Origin of the sequence: Pseudomonas arsenicoxydans (assembly GCF_006438915.1) — a bacterium.
Classification (GTDB): Bacteria; Pseudomonadota; Gammaproteobacteria; order Pseudomonadales; family Pseudomonadaceae; genus Aquipseudomonas; species Aquipseudomonas arsenicoxydans_A.
The window spans coordinates 97,532-115,247 of record NZ_RCZE01000010.1 but is presented as its reverse complement, the minus strand read 5'-3'; the positions used below and the strand labels follow the sequence as shown (position 1 = coordinate 115,247).

Genomic DNA, 17,716 nt, shown 5'->3' with positions numbered 1-17,716 from the left:
CTTTATAGACAAGCTCGCGCGCGAGCGATGCAGGATCGTACCAGTGCAAATTTGTGGTGTACAACCGGGATATGTGCAGGTGCTGGCTGCGTTTTTGCCTTAAGGCTAATGCCTTCCGGATACCCCCACCAAACTTGTAGGAGCCGATCAAACTCGGTGGCTGAGTACTTCGCTGATGCTGCGCCGCTTGGCGTGCAATTCACTGGCATGAATCAGCTGTTCGAGGTCTTCAGGGGTGACATCGAAAAACGCCTCCATGTCCGCCAACGCCAGTTTGAGGTCCTGGGCGGTGATGGCCTGGGTGTCGACAGGTGGGTGGTCGGCGGGGATCACGGCCACCGGTTCGCTGGCGCGTTTCGGGTAGCGAATGCGTGTCAGATTGTTGTAGGCCAGGGCACTGAGCAGCATCGCTGAGGCCCCGAGCATCACCGGGCCGAGGGCCTTCCAGTCCATGGCGATGGTGGCCGGGTCGGCCAGCACCAACAGCAGCGCCAAAGCCCCGGCCGGTGGGTGCAGGCAACGCAGCCAGCACATCAACATCAGCGCCATGCCCGCCGCCAGGCAAGCGCTGCCGAGGGTCCGCCCGAGCACATGGGCGACCAGCAGCGAAACCACCCCGGCACTCAGGTAACCGCCCAGAATCGACCACGGCTGGGCGAGGGCGCCAGAGGACACGGCGAACAACAACACCGCCGAAGCTCCCAACGGGCCGATCAGGTGCTGCGTCACTTCCATGCCAAACACTTGCCCGCAAACCCACACGCTAAACAGCGTTCCAAGCGCCATTCCGATGGCGGCGCGGCTCCATTCGGAAGGACGGGTGTTGATGGCAGCGGGCAACCAGCGAGCAAGCATGATGAAATCGATCCGTAGACAAAAAACCGAGCAAAAAAAAAGGCTTGGCTGGGATATCCAGAAAGCCCTTGAAGGTGTTCCAACTATTGGGGGAGGAACGGGCACAGTGTGCCGTTCATTCCAGGTACTGACAAATTCATATTAATGCAGTTTCAGTGCATTAATTTTGCACTATCGCGACGCGTCGTCCACTCATGAAGCAAAGGAATCCGCCCATCGAGGTCAATGCGCTCAAGGCATAGAACATCGTCGGTGCAGGCGTGTGCATCAGCAGGAAGCCGCAAATCACCGGGCTCAATGCACCGCCGAGCGCGGCGAGGTTTTGCGCGCCGTAATAGCTGCCACGCAGTTCTTCCGGGGCCAGGGTGTCGACGAACAGGAACTCGGCGGGGTAAATGATCATTTCGCCGAGGGTGAAGATGAACATGGCAACGCACCACGACACCAGACTGTCGGCCAGGCTGAAGCCGATCAAGCCGACAATGAACAGGCCGGTGCCACCGGCAATCCAGTAGCGCAGTTGTTCGCGCTTTAGGAACCGGCCGATCTGGTATTGCAGCAGGACCACGCTGATGGCGTTGCAGGCGAGCAGGGCGGCCATGGTTTCCATGGTGTGCTTTGGGTTGCCGGTCGTCAGCAGGTACTGCGACAGATAAAAGGTAAAGCGGCCATGTACGACTGTGCTGAGCAAGCAGCCTCCAGTGAACATGATCAGGGTGCGGTCGTTTTTCAGGGTGACCAGCGTCTTGAGGAAGCTTTGGGTCTGGCCGATGAGGGGAGCAGCGCCTGGGTCTTTGGCAATGCCGGTCATCAAGAATATGCTGAAAAAAGCGACGGCTGCCGCAATCAGGAATGGCGCGCTGGCAAAAAAACCTGCAATCAACACACCGAGCATCGGCGCGACCGCGTAACCAATGTTGCTCAACGTATAGCTCAAGGAAAAAGCCTTGGCGCGTTGCCCCACGGGCAGATTGTCGCTGAGGATCGCTTTCGAACCGATCAGGAATAATGATGAAGCAGTTTCGGTGACAATTAATGTGAGGGTGGTCAGGTACAGGTTTTCAGCAAAGGTCAGCAGCACCAGGCCGACGGCGCTGGAGAGCATGGCCAGGATCAGTAATCGGCGCTTCTCGAAGCGATCGATGACGTAGCCGCCGTAAAGAGAGAGCAGGGTGGCGACGAACACGGCGATACCCAGCAGCAAACCAACGTCCTGTTGGTTAAGCCCTAGCTTGTCGCTCACAAACAGCGTGAGCAACGGGCTGGTGATGGCGCGGCTGACAACGATAGTCAGCGAGCAGATCAAAAGACGGCGAATAAGCGGAGAGTAAGCGGCCACGGCGATGAACATCCTTATTCGATTAAGCCGGTTTCAGCTCGATCGTGGCCGCTACTTTAGCAGTCTCGCAATTGCGCGACTGCCTGAAATCCTCACTGTAAATGCAGCAGCACAAAATCATTCTTATCGAATCGCCCGCTCAGCACCGGTGGCAGCGCACCGAATGCAGTGTCTTGCAACGATTCATAGACGTTCAGGTCCATCATCAACCAGGCCGGCCTTTTCAGGTTTTCCAGTTCCTGAAGCGACTCAGTGAACACCGGATGCAGGTCCTGTTGGATGTTGACCATGAACTTGATGGCCTTGGCGTCTTTACCCATGGCGTGCATAACCAGCGGTGCCGGGTCTTTTTGCACCCGTTCAAACACCTCGCGACTGAAGGTCCGGGTGTCGTAGAGCTGCCGTTGGACTGGCTCGAACTGCAGGATATAAAACGACCACAGTGCCAGAACCGCGCACAAGGCCAATGTCTGCGCTCGCCATTGCGGGCGCTTGAGTACCGCCAGGGCAACCACTTGCAGCACGCCAAGAACGACAAACAGTGACGGGTGATGCGCAATCTGGTCAGGAAATTTTCGCTGCAAGACAATCAAGCCAACAATCAGAAGGCCAGGCATCAGCAACCAAAGAACTTGGATCAAACCCCGCAACCAATGGAACAACCGGCCCTGAGCGACCTGAAACGGATACGCTGCCACAATCGCCGCCATGGGCAGCATCGGCAGCAAATAGCGGGCCTTTTTTGCCTGAGGCACGGAAAGACCGATCATCACGATTAATCCGGCCGCTACGCAGTACTGCATGAGGCGCAACGCCGGTCCAGTCTCCCTCGGGCGTGACAGCACGACAGTAACCAGCACGAGTACGGCCAAGGGCCACGCCAACGCATAGTTGCCCATCGAACTCGTGAAGTAATACAGCGCGTCGTTGGAGCCTTCGGTGCCGTCCATGCGCCCCATGAACTGCATACGAATCACTTCCTGCAAAAACGCCGGACCACCACTGACATCCGCCAGCCATAGCAACAGGCCAATGCAGCCCGCCAGCAGGACCGATGCCAACAGACCGAAGACAATCAGTCGGCGCCATTGGCGATCGAGCAGGAAATAGCTGCAGAGTACGCCGGTGGGAATCACCAGGCCGATAGGTCCGCGAATCCAGAAACCCAGCACCAACAAGGCAACGATCAGCACCCATCGACGCGGTGCGCCAAAATGATCGGCAGCGTAGCCCAGATAAAAAACCGCAAACGCTACCGCTGCGAGCATCAAGTCCAGGGACACGGCTCGGGTTTCGGTAATGAAGGTGAAGGTCAGCAGCATCATGGCGATGCTCAACACCGCCCAGCGTGTGGAATAGGGCGCCAGCAGGCGGTACATCAATGTGACGATGACCGCTGCGGCGATAGCGCTCGGGAGCCAGGCGCTCAGGCTGTTGACCTGCCCGAAAGGCAAGGACAGCAGCCAGATAAACACGGTCGACAGCCCGGAGTAATCCGCATAGGGCTGGCCATAGGTCGTCGGGAAAAACGACGGCCCGTTGCGCAACATCTCCTGGGCGAATAGCACAAAGCGTGAATCGAAACCGATGGCCGCCTGCTGATAAACCCCGGCACTGAACAGGATCAGTGCCAGGAACCCTATACCCAGGGACTGCTGGCGTGTAGGTGACAAGGTAATCACGCGATGACCGAGTCTGCGGGCCATTGCTGATACGGAATCGGCAGGTTGCGCGACTCGCCACGGCCCATCGGGAAATACTTGAACCCGCTGCGTTCCAAGCGTTCGGCGTCGTACAGGTTGCGTCCGTCGAAGATCACCGGTGCGTTCAGGCGCTGCTCGATCAGGTCGAAATCCGGGGCCTTGAACTGCTGCCACTCGGTGCACACGATCAAGGCATCGGCGCCCGACAGGACGGATTCCGGGGTACCCATCAGCATCAGTTTCGATTCGTCAGGGTAGAGTTTCTGGGTTTCCTGCATGGCTTCCGGATCGTACGCTCGCACGGTAGCCCCTGCGGCCCACAGCGACTCCAGCAAGACCCGGCTCGGCGCATCGCGCATGTCATCGGTGTTGGGTTTGAACGCCAAGCCCCAGACGGCAAAGGTCTTGCCGCGCAGGTCACCCCGGTAGAAGGCTTTGATCCGCTCGAACAGTTTGTGTTTCTGGCGCTCGTTGATCGCTTCCACCGCTTGCAGCAGGTCGCTGGAGCAGTGTGCTTCCTGGGCGCTGTGAATCAGTGCGCGCATGTCTTTGGGGAAACACGAGCCGCCATAACCGCAGCCGGGGTAGATGAAGTGGTAACCAATGCGCGAGTCGGCGCCGATGCCCAGGCGTACCGATTCAATGTCGGCACCCAGGTGCTCGGCCAGTTCGGCAATCTGGTTGATGAAACTGATCTTGGTCGCCAGCATGCAGTTGGCGGCGTATTTGGTCAGCTCGGCGCTGCGCAGGTCCATGAACATCACGCGGTCATGGTTGCGGTTGAACGGTGCATAGAGGTCGCGCATCACATCGCGTACTTCGTCGCGTTCACAGCCAATAATGATCCGGTCCGGGCGTCGGCAGTCGGCCACGGCCGAGCCTTCTTTCAGAAACTCGGGGTTGGAGACGATATCGAACTGCAGCACTCGGCCATTGGTGACCAGGCATTTGTCGATATGCGCGCGCAACGCATCGCCGGTGCCTACCGGCACCGTGGACTTCTCCACCAGAATCGCCGGTTGTTCACGATGACGCGCCACGGCATCACCGACCGACATCACGTAGCTCAGGTCTGCCGAACCATCGTCCCGCGACGGCGTACCGACCGCGATAAACAGTACCTCGCCATGCTGCACCGCGAGTTTTTCGTCAGAGGTAAATTGCAGCCGCTTGGCCTCCAGACTTTCACGCACCAGGCTTGCGAGCCCCGGTTCGAAAATGCTCACATGACCTTGTTGCAGCAACGCAACTTTCTTCTCATCAATGTCCATGCAGACTACATCGTGGCCGACTTCAGCCAGGACGGCTGCTTGTACCAGACCCACGTAACCGCTACCAAATACACTGATTTTCATGATGCATTCCTGAGATCCGGCGTGCGAACCGGGCGAGAATTAATAATGACGACCCCGAGCATGACCAACGCCACCCCGAGGGTTTTGGAAAGACTGAATGTTTCATTGAACAGCGGCAGGCTGGCGGCCAGCAGGTAGACCAGTGCGTAGCTGATGCTCAGCAGCGAATAGGCCCGGCCTAGCGGCAAGTCGCGCAGGGCGCCAAGCCAGCAGAGCATCGAGAGGGCATAGGCCACGATCGCGCTCAACACGACCGCCACCGCGACCAGATCGATGCTGGCCGTCAACAGGTATTCGGGAGCCGGCAAGCGCGTCATGCTCCAGCGCATGCCCAACTGGGCGCTACTGACCAGCAGCACGCTACTCATGGCGAAGTTGATTCCGCGACGAAGGCTCATGCGTGTTGCCCCAGCAGAACCACGCCACCGATCACCAGTGCCACGCCTAACCAGTGCTGGCGGTCGATCGTTTCATGGAAAACAAAACGGGCGACCAGGGTGACCAGCACAAAGTTGAGGCTCAGCATCGGGTAGGCAATGCCGACCTCAAGGCGCTGCAGTACCAGCAACCAGACCAGCAAGCCCAATCCCAACGAAACCAGGGCAAGCCACAGCCAGGGTGAGCGAAGCTTCTCGGCCCATCCTGAATCGTGCCCACGCCAGCTTTCTACGGCGTATTTCTGGGCGATTTGACCCAGGCACGTCAGCAGGCAAGCCGTCAGTAACAACAGCAGGCTCAAGGTGCCTCCTGAGGGAAAATCAGAATCACCAGGTTGCCCTGTTCATAGCGTTTACCGTCCTTGGGCAACAATTCGATTTCCTGCAATTCATCCTCACCCTTGACCCGCATCACCACACCCACCGAGCCGCTTCGGCGCGCATCGTGCATCCACTGCTGAACCTGCATGACTGTGACCAGTTGCTGTGCCGAGTCAGGATAGGCAAGACCATATTTCAATTCGCCTACCGAGTTGTACAACGACACGTCCGGATGCTTCATGCGCCAGGCCAGCGCGGAGGCGGCGCCAAGATCGTTGCTCAGCAATTTGCCGGTCTGCGCCAGTTCATCCATGTGATGGAGGATGAATTGGTCCGGCGTCTTGTTGGCGACCACAGAATTGGGCAGTCCGGCCGGTATCAAGCCGATCAGCAGCAGGCTGCCGAACGCCGGTGCAGCCCAGCATTGCAGCGGCCTGAAGGCTTGCAGCAGGTTGGCCATGATCCAGCCGATCAAACCGATGAACACCAGCACCAGGTTGTGCAATTCATGGTCGTACAGCGGCTTTTTCAGTTGCAGGTAGACGAGGGCGATCAGGGTTACCAGACCCAACACCAGGTTGAGCAAGCCGTTAAGCCCCAGCACCCGTCCCTGTTCCAGCTTCAGCCGGTCAGCCAGTGTGTGACCCAGCAACAAGGCCAGGGGCAGCAGGCACGGCAGGATATAACTCGGCAGTTTGCCTTTGCTGATGCTGAAAAATACCAGCGGCATCACCAGCCACAGCAGCAGGAAGCCGATGCTGGACTGACGTCGTGTTTGCCAGGCCTGCTTCAGCGCCGACGGCAACAACGCCGCCCATGGCAGACTGAAACCGACCAGCAACGGCAGGTAGAACCAGAACGGCTCTTCATGCTGGGCGTCTTCACCGGCAAAGCGCTGAATGTGCTCGTGCCAGAAGAAGAACCGCCAGTAATCGGGTTCTTCCGCATGCACCGCCAGCACCCAGGGCAGGCTGATTGCGATAGCTACGACAATGGCTACGGGGCCATAGACCAGCAGTTCTTTCCAGCGCTTCTGCCAGATCATGTAGGGCAGGGCGACCAGAACCGGCAGCAACCAGGCCAGGAAACCCTTGGTCATGAAACCCATGCCGCAGGCCAAGCCGAGCAGCGCCCAACTCAGGATTTTTTGACGACGACCGACGCTGTCCAGCGCAAACCACAACGCCACCAGACTCAGGTTGACCCATAAGGTGAATTGCGGATCAAGGTTGGCATAACCGGCCTGACCGGCGATGACGCTGAAACTCATGTACAGCAGCGCGCAGGCAAAGCTTTTGCGCGGATCGTTCCACAATCGGCGAGCGATCAGAAAGCACAGCAACACGCTCAGGCCCATGCTCAGGGCCGAGGCAAACCGCACGCCAAACAGGTTCTGACCGAACAGCGCCTGGCTGGCGGCGATCATCCAGTAACCCGCCGCCGGTTTCTCGAAATAGCGCACGCTCATGAAATGCGGCGACACCCAGTCGCCGCTCAGGAGCATGTGCTGACTGATTTGCGCGTAGCGGGTTTCGTCTGGAATCCATAAACCATGGGTGCCCAGCGGTAGCAGATAGGCCAGGACGAAAAGGACCAGCAGCAGGGGGAGTGCCCAGCGTTTGCTCATGCGCCTTGTACTCCCAACCAGCCTTCGCGACCCTCAAGGGCGCCGCGTACGACACGTCCTGTGGGCAAAATGTTGGGCTCGTCGGGCAGCAAGTCGCCCAAGGGCTGGAAATGAATGTCACGCTGGCGCGCATCGGCCAGCAGCTGACGGAAATCGTTGGCCATCAGAATCCCTTCTACTTCTGCATGAATGGTGTAGACGTTGAGTTTGTCGGGGGCAAAGCGGTCAAGAATGAACGCGTTGAAATCCTGGGCAGCGACCGTTGGGCCAACCACCTCGTCAAAGGTCGGCAAGTCCACCGGTATCTGCGGTGCACCCAAGCCACCGTTTGCCAGCGTTGGCTGAAACAGGCTCTGGCCCCGGCAGTCGCTGTTGTAGCGAAAGCCGAAAGCTTGCTTGGCTTCGATCACGCGCTCGTCCGCGCGCCAACCGGCGGCGGCCGAACAGTCGACCTTGTTGCCGAGGATGTCGCTCAGCGTGTCGACGCCCCGGCGGATCTGCTCGATCAGCTGTGCATCGCTCCAGCGTCCGGCGTTAGCCTGCCAGCCATGGTGATCCCAGGCGTGCAGGCCAACTTCATGCCCGGCGGCCTGAGCCTGGCGCATCAAATGCCCCAGGTCCCGGCCAATCGGTTTGCCCGGCCACGCGGTGCCGGCCAGCAAAATGTCCCAGCCGTACAACCCGGCGGCATTGGAACGGAGCATTTTCCACAGGAATTGCGGGCGGATAAGGCGCCACAAGTGGCGCCCCATGTTGTCCGGCCCAACGCTGAAGAAGAATGTCGCCTTGACCTGCGCCTCGTCGAGGATTTCCAGCAGCCGGGGCACCCCCTCACGGGTGCCTCGGTAGGTGTCGACATCGATTCGAAGGCCTGCCTGCATCAACGCTTGTCCGCGATTTCGAGCATGGCTTCACGGAGGAAGAAATCCAGCGTGTTGCCGATGGTCTCGGTCATCTCCACGGTTGGCGTCCAGTCCAGCAGACGCTTGGCGTTGGCGATGCTTGGTTTGCGGTGGGACACGTCCTGGTAGCCGGTGCCGTAGAAGGCCTTGCTTTCAACGTCGCGGAAACCGGCGAACGGCGGGAAGTTATCGCGCAGCGGGTGAGCTTCGAACTGACGCAGCAGTTCTTCGCCCAACTGGCGAATGCTGGCTTCGTTCTCCGGGTTGCCGATGTTGATGATCTGACCGTTGCAGGCGTCGTTTTCGTTGTCGATGATCCGCGCCAGTGCTTCTACGCCGTCAGCGATGTCAGTGAAGCAACGCTTTTGCTCACCGCCATCGAACAGGCGAATCGGCGTGCCTTCCACCAGGTTCAGGATCAACTGGGTAATGGCTCGGGAGCTGCCGATACGTGCCGAGTCCAGACGGTCAAGACGTGGGCCCATCCAGTTGAAAGGACGGAACAGGGTGAAGTTCAGACCTTTCTGGCCGTAGGCCCAGATGACGCGGTCGAGCAATTGCTTGGAGACCGAGTAGATCCAGCGTTGCTTGTTGATCGGACCGACGACCAGGTTGGAGGTGTCTTCGTCGAAGTTCTGGTCTTGGCACATGCCATAGACTTCCGAAGTCGACGGGAAAATCACGCGCTTGTTGTATTTGACGCAGTAGCGAACCAGTTTCAGGTTCTCTTCGAAGTCCAGTTCAAATACACGCAGCGGGTTGCGGGTGTATTCGATCGGGGTGGCAATCGCTACCAGCGGCAGGATCACGTCGCACTTCTTGATGTGATACTCGATCCACTCGGAGTGAATGCTGATATCGCCTTCGACGAAGTGGAAGTTCGGGTGGCTGCGCAGACGGTCGATGGCGTCCGAACCGATGTCCAGGCCATAGACTTCGTATTGGTCATCGCGCAACAGGCGCTCGGACAAGTGATTGCCGATGAAGCCGTTGACGCCGAGGATCAGCACGCGGGTGCGACGTGGCTTGCGACCGGATTCGGCGCCACGCAGGACGGAACCGTCAACCAGGCCCAGTTCGTTGGCCAGTTGCGGGCCGCTCAGGTACAGACCGTTTTCATTACGCTGACCGGCGGTGACCACCAGCGAGTCTTCGCCGCAAGCGATACGCAGTGGGTCGACGCTGATCACACGGCCTGGCGCCAGACCTTCATTGCCCTTGGCAACTTCGGCACTCCAGACAATCAGCTTGTGCTCGCCCACGTCGCAGAACGCGCCCGGATACGGCTGTGTAACAGCGCGGACCAGGTTGAACAGTTCTTCCGCTGGCTTCTTCCAGAGCAGTTTGCCGTCAGCCGCCGTGCGGCGACCAAACACCGTGGCTTTGGATTCGTCCTGAGCGGTTTCGGTGACTTTGCCTTGCAACAAGGCGGGCAGGGTGTCGCGCAGCAGGTCGGCAGCGGCGACACGCAATTTACCGTGCAGAGTCAGCGCGGTGTCGCTGCGCTCGATGGCAACCCGTTGCTGGGCGATGATCGCGCCGGCGTCGGCGCGCTTGACCATGCGGTGCAGGGTCACGCCAGTTTCGGTTTCGCCGTTCACCAGCACCCAGTTGGCCGGCGCGCGGCCCCGGTAGCTTGGCAGCAACGAACCATGCAGGTTGAATGCGCCTTTACGGGCGGTGGCCAGCAGCGGCTCGGTCAACAGGTTGCGGTAGTAGAACGAGAACAGGTAATCAGGATTGAGTTTGGCGATGCGCTCGATCCACAGAGGATGGTTAGCATCTTCAGGGGCGTGAACCGGGATGCCTTTTTGAGCGCACAACTGCGCGACAGAACCGTAGAAGGCGTTTTCTTTCGGATCATCGGCATGAGTAAACACGGCGGCAATCTCAATGCCGGACGCAAGCAGGGATTCGATACCGGCACAGCCAATATCGTGGTAGGCGAAGACAACAGCTTTTGCGCTCATGAGTGAACCTGATCTGAAGAAGTGGAAGTGAGGCCGTCAACGGTGACAACGGGAGCGGGCGCGGCGGGTTGGCTACGCAAAACTTTTTCGACAAAGAACCGTGGACGGGCACGGACATCGCTGTACATGCGGCCCAGGTACTCGCCCAACAGGCCCATGCCGATGAATTGCCCACCCGTGAATACGAATAGCACGGCAAACAGTACAAACGTACCGTCGCCAGCCCAACCGGCGCCGAACGCCAGTCGCAAGATGATCAACGCCGTGGCGAACAACACACCCAGGCCGGCCATGGCGAAGCCGACAATGCTCAGCAGTCGCAAAGGCGTCGTGGTCATGCAAGTGATCAGGTCGAACATCAAGTTGACCAGGCGCATGGGGCTGTATTTGGATTCGCCGTGTTCACGCTCGGCATGCATCACCAGGATTTCCGTGGTGTGCCGCGCAAAGCTGTTGGCCAGGATCGGGATGAACGTACTGCGTTCGCGGCAGGCCAGCATCGCGTCGACAATGGTCCGGCGGTAGGCGCGCAGCATGCAGCCGTAATCGCTCATGGCAACACCGGTCGAGCGCTGTACGGCCAGATTGATCAGTTTCGACGGCCAGCGACGAAGGGCCGAGTCCTGGCGGTTGTTGCGCACCGTGGCGACCACGTCATAACCCAGTTCTGCCTGGGCCACCAGTCGCGGAATTTCTTCGGGAGGATTCTGCAGGTCGGCATCGAGGGTAATGACCACATCGCCTTTGCAATGCTCGAAGCCGGCCATGATTGCCGCGTGTTGGCCGTAGTTGCGGTTGAGAATGACCGCTACCACCGGGCTGCCTTCGCGATTGGCTGCGTCTTCAAGGATTTGTGCTGAATCGTCGCGGCTGCCGTCGTCTACCAGCACGATTTCGTATTCATGGTGCAATTGCTGGCACGCTGCTTCGGTACGCCGAAGTAGCTCTGGCAGGCTTTCTTGCTCGTTGTAGACCGGGATAACAACCGACACGCAACGGATTGGGTAAGGTTTCACTGAGATCTGTCCATAACGTTTTCAATGGCATCGGCCACACGATTGACATCATCGGTGGTCATGTCGGGGAACAAGGGAATCGAACATAGCCGCGCCGAATTCCATTCGGTGTTGGGCAAGTAAATGTTCGGGAACCGCTGACGATAATACGTGTGAAGGTGGGTGGCGATAAAGTGGATACCGGTGCCGATGTTCTGCTCCTGCAAACCCTTCATGAACGCTTCACGGTCCAGCCCGCAGCGCTCCGCGTCGATGCGCAGGATGAACAGGTGCCAGGCGTGTTGTTGGGGGTGCGTGGGAATCGCCAGCGGTTGCACCGCCGAACCTTCAAAACGCTGCAGGTAGGTACGGGCCAGTTCGGTGCGTTTGGCGTTGATTTCGTCCAGCCGCTCCAGTTGTACCAGTGCGATGGCAGCATTGATGTCGGCCAGGTTGTACTTGAACCCTGGTTCCATCACTTGCGCTTGAGGTTTGCGGCCGTGAGTCAGGCGGTCGTAGGCGTCGACACCGAGGCCGTGAAACTTGAGCATGCGTACCCGACTGGCCAATGCTTCATCATCGCTGACGAACATCGCGCCCTCGGCGCAGGTCATGTTCTTGATGGCGTGGAACGAGAAGATGGCTGTGCCTTTGGAACCGACGTGACGACCTTTGTAGAAAGTGCCCGCAGCGTGGGCAGCGTCTTCGATAACGGGAATGCCGTGTTTGTCAGCCAGCGCATAAAGCGGGTCCAGATCGAAGGCGGCACCGGCGTAATGCACAGGAATGATGGCTTTGGTGCGCGGGGTGATGGCCGCTTCGATGCTTGTCAGATCGCTCATCAGGGTGTCGCGGTCAACATCAACGAACACCGGCGTCGCACCCAACAGGCAGATCATGTTGGCAGTGGACACCCACGTCTGGGACGGTGTAATGACTTCATCGCCCGGACCAATGCCCAAGGCCAGCAAGGTGATGTGCATGCCACCGGTGGCCGAAGAAAGTGCAACGGCGTGGCGGCATCCGACGTAGTTGGCAAATTGCTCTTCCAGTTGCTGGTTTTTTGGCCCGGTGGTGATCCAGCCGGAGCGCAATACTTGCTCGACAGCTGCAATTTCTTCATCGCCGATACTTGGGCGGGAGAAGGGGAGAAACGCCTGACTCATGGGCACCTCGGGCTGGAATTGAACGGACATTGATACCGGATGTGTTGGATTCAAGGCAAGCGTAGTCGATAAAAAATAAGCTGCTTCAATCGGTTACACAAAAAGTGTGACAAATCGCATCAATTGACTTTTTCTGTTCCGGTCGGCACGTTGGAGGCCTGTGGAGGACAGTCGCGGCTCATTGAGGGTATGCGCAATTTCGTGAAAGGAACATGAAAACCCGGTCGGCAAATCGTTTATCTGAGAGTCATACAGGCACTGTTCAGACTCTTGCCGTTCATCCCTGTTTTTAGAGGAAAAGACCTACAGAATTCTCCGCTTTAGATGAGGAATGTTTCAACCCTTAGTTGTTTTACTGCAGTGTTTTAACTCAAGGCCGTTTCGTTTGATTGACTTACCTGTTACCCCTCCTGTTGCTTCAAAGACCAACCCGTTGACGGTCTACCTGGCCCGGCTCGCGCCTTCCAGTCAGTTGACCATGCGCTATGTTTTACAGGATGCCGCCGACCGGTTGGGCTTCGAAGACATGAACATCGAGGAAATTCCCTGGCATCAGCTACAGCCAGAAGATGTCATTGCGCTGGTTGCCGCATTGCGCGAAGACGGCTATGCGCCCAACACGTCGTCGTTGTACGTGAATGCGGTACGCGGGGTGATGAATGAGGCGTGGCGCATGAGCCTGATCAGTCAGGAACATTTGCTGAAAATGCGCTCGGTCAAAGGCATTGCCGGAACCCGACTATCGCAAGGGCGGAACTTGCGGCGCACGCTGATCCAGGAGTTGATGGCGGTGTGTGCCGCCGATCCACGTCCACAAGGGTTGCGAGACGCGGCGATCATCGGGATTTTGTACGGTTCGGGGATGCGCAAGTCCGAGTCGGTGAACCTGGACCTGTCGCAGGTTGATTTTGCCGAGCGCAGCCTGCGGGTCACGGCCAAGGGCAACAAGCAATTGATCAAGTACGCGCCGGCCTGGGCGTTCGCCAAGCTGGAGGCGTGGCTGGCGTTTCGTCGATCACAGCTCAAGGAAGGCGAGGTGGATGACCCGTTTCTGTTCAATCGCATTCGCCGTGGCAGCCATATCACCCGCGAGCGCGTGACCAAACATGCGATCTATTACATTGCCCGCCAGCGCGGTGCTGAAATCGGGGTAAAGATCATGCCGCACGATTTTCGCCGTTCCTTCATCACCCGCGTGATTGAAGAGCACGATTTATCGATCGCACAGAAACTGGCGCATCACAGCAACATCCAGACCACCGCCAACTATGATGTGCGCGACGACAACGAGCGGCGTCGCGCCGTGGATCGCTTTGATCTTTGACCAAATGCCGTTACGCGTCACTGAACACGTGAGCATGGCCGATGGTCGAGACATGGACCGCACTCCCGGCAGGGGGCGCATACATGCCCGAACTGCGAACCGTTAATGAGCGTCCTGCCTGGTCACCGGCGGTCGAGGCCTGTAGCTCCACGGTCAGGGTGCAGGTGTTGCCGCTAAAGTCCCGGTCGGTGACCACGGCGCGGCAGCCGGTAGCCTCGGTCGGACTTGGCTGGGCGCTGACCAGTTGCAGTTGTTCGGGGCGCAGCATGATCTGCGCGGCACTGTTGTTGCGATGGTTGTTCACCGGTATCCGGCCGAGGTCGCAATGCGCCCAACCCGCTTCGATTCGGGCCGGCATGACCACCGCATCACCGAGAAACAGCGCGGTTTGCTCATCGTCGGGATAACGGTAAAGATCCAGGGGATGGCCGGATTGCACCAGCCGGCCGTCGCGCATCACTGCCAGTTGATCGGCAAACGACAGCGCTTCACTCTGATCATGGGTAACCAGGATGGTGGTGACACCGGCGTCGGACAGCAGCCGGGCGACCATTTTGCGCATGGCGCCGCGCAGGCCGGTATCTAGGGCGGAAAACGGCTCGTCCAGCAACATCAGGCGCGGTTGTTGCGCCAATGCCCGTGCCAGCGCCACACGCTGCTGCTGGCCGCCGGAGAGTTCGTGGGGCCAACGGTTGGCCATGTTCGCGTCCAGGGCCACGCTGTCCATCAGCTCGGCGATACGCTCTTTCTTTTTGCCACCCTTGCTCGTCAGTCCGAAACCGATATTGGCGGCCACGGTCATGTGCGGGAACAGGGCGCCGTCCTGGGGAACGTAGCCAATCAAACGCTGATGCGCCGGCACCTCGTGGGTGTCGTCGACGAGTGTCTGGCCGTTGAGTGAGAGCCGGCCAGTGTCAGGGAATTCAAAGCCGGCGATCATCCGCAACAGGGTGGTTTTGCCTGAGCCGGACGGGCCGACAATTACCGTCCGGCTGCCGGCGGGTACCGACAGGTTGATGCTCTCCAGCGCCTGATGGTCGCCGTAAGACTTGGAAATGGCATGCAGTTCAAGAGCGTTCATCGGCCAGCCGTTCGTTTGGATTGGTGATAAAGAAGTCCGGTCAGCGGAAGCGACAGCAGGATCATCAACAGGGCATAAGGTGCGGCGGCGGCATAGTCGATTTCGCTGGTGAGGGCCCAGAAACCGGTGGCCAGGGTGCGCGTGCCATTGGGTGCGAGCAACAGGGTGGCGGTGAGTTCGTTGGTGATCGCCAGAAACACCAGTGCAGCGCCAGCGGCGGCCCCCGGCGCAGCCAGGCGCAGGGTAATCAGCCACAAGGCCCGACCCGGTGAGCGGCCGAGGCTGCGCGCGATGTTTTCCAGCTCCACCGGTGCCTGGGCAATACCTGCCCTTAGACTCACCAGCGCCCGGGGCAAGAACATCAGCAGATACGCCATTAACACGGTGATCGTGGTCTGGTAAATCGGCCGGGCGAAATGGATGGTGAACGTGACAAGGGCCAGGGCCACCACAATTCCCGGCAACGAGCTGGTGATGTAGTTGCAGCTTTCCAGTACCCGTTGCAGTCGACCCGGTGAGCGAATCGACAACCAGGCAATCGGGATCGCGGCGCAGGTGGTGAGGACCGCGCCTGCCGCGCCGAGCTGCAAGGTCTGTTGCAGCGCCGGCAGCAGATCGTCCAGTTGCCAGACTTCCGAGCCACCCGCGATCAGCCACTTGCCCAGCGTGATCAACGGCACACCCAGCGCCAGTGCGCAGGTAATGCCCTGCAGGAGCAGGCCGAGCGCGACGTCCCGTGAGCCCAGCCGAACAACCCGCTGAGTGCGTGCGCTTCCCGACCCCACCCGGGCATAACGCGCCGTGCCGCGAGCAGCGGATTCGGCGGTCAGCATCGCCAGGCAACAAAGCGCCAGCACACTGGCCAGCATGTTGGCGGCAGGGCCGTTGAAGGTGGATTTGAACTGATCGAAGATCGCGGTGGTGAAGGTGTCGAAGCGGATCATCGCGTACAGGCCATATTCGGCGAGCAAGTGCAGGCCCACCAGCAAGGCGCCGCCGCAAATGGCCAGGCGCAGTTGCGGCAGCACCACACGAAAGAACACAGCCCAAGGCTTGAGCCCCAGCGATTCGCCGACGTCTTCGATGGCGGGATCGAGCCGGCGCAGGGTCGCGGCAATCGGCAGGTACAGGAACGGGAAGTAGGCGATGACCGAGACCAGCACGCCGGCAAACAAACCATGAATCGGTGGCACCAGGCTCACCCACGCATAACTGTGAACGAAGGCCGGCACGGCCAGCGGTGCGGTAGCCAATAGCGACCACACGCGTCGGCCCGGCAGGTTAGTGCGCTCTGTCAGCCAGGCCAGCGCCAGGCCCAGCATCACGCACAACGGAATGGTGATCACCACCAGCAACACGGTGTTGATCAGTAATTCAGCGACACGAGGCCGGAAGACCAGCGGCACGATGGCCGCCCAGCCGGTCTGGATCGACACGCCGATAACGAAGGCTATCGGCAACAGCGACAGAAGGGAGACCAGTACGGACAAACCGATCACCCACACGCCGCCGCGGCCCGCGAAGACGCCCCGGGAGCGTCGTCGCAAGTTCGAGGGCATCGCCGTGGCGACACTCCCTGGCAGGGTTTCAGGCATCAATTAGAGCAGTCCCGCCTGAGTCATCAACTCCACGGCTTTTTTGCTGTCGAGTTTGGAAGCATCGACTGCCGGCGCATCGAGTTGCTGCAAAGGCACAAGTTTAGGATTGGACGGTGCGTTCTTGCCCACGGCGTATTCGAACGATTTGCCGGTTTCGAGGACTTTCTGGCCTTCTTTACCAGTGATCCACTTCAGCAGTGCCTGTGCTTCTTCTTTGTGTTTGCTGGAGGCCAGAACGCCGCCGCCGGAGATGCTGACAAAGGCACCCGGGTCTTTATGCTTGAAGTAGTACAGGGCGGTGTTCTTGCTGTTTTCACCGGTTTTGGCCTGATCGCCAAAGCTGTAATAGTGATAGATCAAACCGCTGTCGACCTGGCCGGCGTTGACTGCCTTGAGCACGGCGCTGTTGCCACGGTAGGCGGTGTAGTTGGCTTTCATCCCCTTGAGCCATTCGAGAGTCGCGGCTTCGCCCTTGAGCTCGAGCACTGCGGCGACGATGGCCTGGAAATCGGCACCGGCGGGCGAGGCGCCCCAACGGCCTTTCCAGTTGGGGCCGGCGAGGTCCATCAGCGATTTCGGCAGATCGGCTTCAGGCAGTTTGCTCGGGTTGTAGACGAACACCGTGGAGCGCGCAGCGATCCCGACCCATTTGCCATGCGCCGGACGATAAGCCGCATCGACTTGTTCCAGCGTGGTCGGTGCGACCGGTGCCAACAGGCCGGCATTATCCACCAGCACCATGGCCGGGGAATTCTCGGTCAGGAACACATCGGCCGGGGAGGCGGCGCCTTCTTGTACGATCTGGTTGCCCATCTCAGTGTCGTCGCCATTGCGCAAGGTGACGGGGATCCCCGTTTCTTGGGTGAACCCCTCGACCCAGGCCTTGGTCAGGCTTTCGTGTTGGGCGTTGTAGACCACGATACCGGCGGTATCCGCGGCATAAACATGCCCGGCGCTGAGCAGTGCAGTGGTCAGCAGTGCGGTTTTGAGGAACGAAGGGATAGAGGGCGTCATTCTGGGGGCTGCTCCTGTTCTTTGTAGTC

General features: G+C 59.3%; 15 protein-coding genes. 1 reads left to right on the top strand and 14 read right to left on the bottom strand.

The annotated features are described in order from the left end of the window. Nucleotides 1-147 precede the first annotated feature (147 nt). The 11 genes from EAH78_RS20870 to arnB form a co-directional block, all read right to left on the bottom strand. The gene (locus EAH78_RS20870) at nt 148-855 is read right to left on the bottom strand and encodes an HPP family protein (protein ID WP_140669220.1); all 708 of its coding nucleotides are present in this window, start codon (nt 853-855) and stop codon (nt 148-150) included. Between the two features lie 160 nt (nt 856-1,015). Continuing rightward, on the bottom strand, nt 1,016-2,194 hold the full coding sequence (locus EAH78_RS20865; protein WP_140669219.1) for an MFS transporter: 1,179 nt from the start codon (nt 2,192-2,194) through the stop codon (nt 1,016-1,018). A gap of 92 nt (nt 2,195-2,286) precedes the next feature. After that, complete coding sequence (locus tag EAH78_RS20860) at nt 2,287-3,900, bottom strand: ArnT family glycosyltransferase (RefSeq protein ID WP_140669218.1); 1,614 nt, start codon at nt 3,898-3,900, stop codon at nt 2,287-2,289. Next, nucleotides 3,873-5,252: a UDP-glucose dehydrogenase family protein gene (locus EAH78_RS20855; RefSeq protein WP_140669217.1), complete on the bottom strand. Its 1,380-nt coding sequence runs from the start codon at nt 5,250-5,252 to the stop codon at nt 3,873-3,875. The genes EAH78_RS20860 and EAH78_RS20855 overlap by 28 nt, the downstream gene beginning before the upstream one ends. Continuing rightward, entirely contained in the window at nt 5,249-5,650 is a 402-nt protein-coding gene (gene arnF, locus EAH78_RS20850; RefSeq protein WP_140669216.1) for a 4-amino-4-deoxy-L-arabinose-phosphoundecaprenol flippase subunit ArnF, read from the bottom strand. Before arnF ends, EAH78_RS20855 begins: the two co-directional genes overlap by 4 nt. Next, a complete protein-coding gene (arnE, locus tag EAH78_RS20845) occupies nt 5,647-5,991 on the bottom strand; it encodes a 4-amino-4-deoxy-L-arabinose-phosphoundecaprenol flippase subunit ArnE (protein WP_140669215.1) in 345 nt (114 codons plus the stop codon). Before arnE ends, arnF begins: the two co-directional genes overlap by 4 nt. Beyond that, the gene (arnT, locus tag EAH78_RS20840) at nt 5,988-7,637 is read right to left on the bottom strand and encodes a lipid IV(A) 4-amino-4-deoxy-L-arabinosyltransferase (protein ID WP_140669214.1); all 1,650 of its coding nucleotides are present in this window, start codon (nt 7,635-7,637) and stop codon (nt 5,988-5,990) included. The genes arnE and arnT overlap by 4 nt, the downstream gene beginning before the upstream one ends. After that, nucleotides 7,634-8,518, bottom strand: coding sequence for a 4-deoxy-4-formamido-L-arabinose-phosphoundecaprenol deformylase (arnD, locus tag EAH78_RS20835; RefSeq protein ID WP_140669213.1), 885 nt, complete (start codon nt 8,516-8,518; stop codon nt 7,634-7,636). The genes arnT and arnD overlap by 4 nt, the downstream gene beginning before the upstream one ends. Continuing rightward, the gene (arnA, locus tag EAH78_RS20830) at nt 8,518-10,509 is read right to left on the bottom strand and encodes a bifunctional UDP-4-amino-4-deoxy-L-arabinose formyltransferase/UDP-glucuronic acid oxidase ArnA (protein ID WP_140669212.1); all 1,992 of its coding nucleotides are present in this window, start codon (nt 10,507-10,509) and stop codon (nt 8,518-8,520) included. Before arnA ends, arnD begins: the two co-directional genes overlap by 1 nt. Further along, entirely contained in the window at nt 10,506-11,525 is a 1,020-nt protein-coding gene (gene arnC, locus EAH78_RS20825) for an undecaprenyl-phosphate 4-deoxy-4-formamido-L-arabinose transferase (protein WP_140669211.1), read from the bottom strand. The genes arnA and arnC overlap by 4 nt, the downstream gene beginning before the upstream one ends. Next, nucleotides 11,522-12,670: a UDP-4-amino-4-deoxy-L-arabinose aminotransferase gene (gene arnB, locus EAH78_RS20820; protein WP_140669210.1), complete on the bottom strand. Its 1,149-nt coding sequence runs from the start codon at nt 12,668-12,670 to the stop codon at nt 11,522-11,524. The genes arnC and arnB overlap by 4 nt, the downstream gene beginning before the upstream one ends. Nucleotides 12,671-13,055: 385 nt before the next feature. Between arnB and EAH78_RS20815 the strand changes: the two genes are divergently transcribed. Beyond that, nucleotides 13,056-13,994 (top strand): site-specific integrase, encoded by a 939-nt coding sequence (locus EAH78_RS20815; protein ID WP_430539944.1) that lies wholly within the window; start codon nt 13,056-13,058, stop codon nt 13,992-13,994. A gap of 10 nt (nt 13,995-14,004) precedes the next feature. Here the strand turns inward: EAH78_RS20815 and EAH78_RS20810 are convergent, their stop codons facing one another. Genes EAH78_RS20810 through EAH78_RS20800 form a run of 3 tightly spaced genes read right to left on the bottom strand, consistent with a single transcriptional unit; the run spans nt 14,005 to nt 17,687 of the window. Then, nucleotides 14,005-15,075: an ABC transporter ATP-binding protein gene (locus EAH78_RS20810; protein ID WP_140669209.1), complete on the bottom strand. Its 1,071-nt coding sequence runs from the start codon at nt 15,073-15,075 to the stop codon at nt 14,005-14,007. After that, the gene (locus EAH78_RS20805) at nt 15,072-16,670 is read right to left on the bottom strand and encodes an ABC transporter permease (RefSeq protein WP_140669208.1); all 1,599 of its coding nucleotides are present in this window, start codon (nt 16,668-16,670) and stop codon (nt 15,072-15,074) included. The genes EAH78_RS20810 and EAH78_RS20805 overlap by 4 nt, the downstream gene beginning before the upstream one ends. Before the next feature lie 3 nt (nt 16,671-16,673). Next, nucleotides 16,674-17,687 (bottom strand): iron ABC transporter substrate-binding protein, encoded by a 1,014-nt coding sequence (locus EAH78_RS20800; protein WP_140669207.1) that lies wholly within the window; start codon nt 17,685-17,687, stop codon nt 16,674-16,676. Nucleotides 17,688-17,716: the final 29 nt, after the last annotated feature.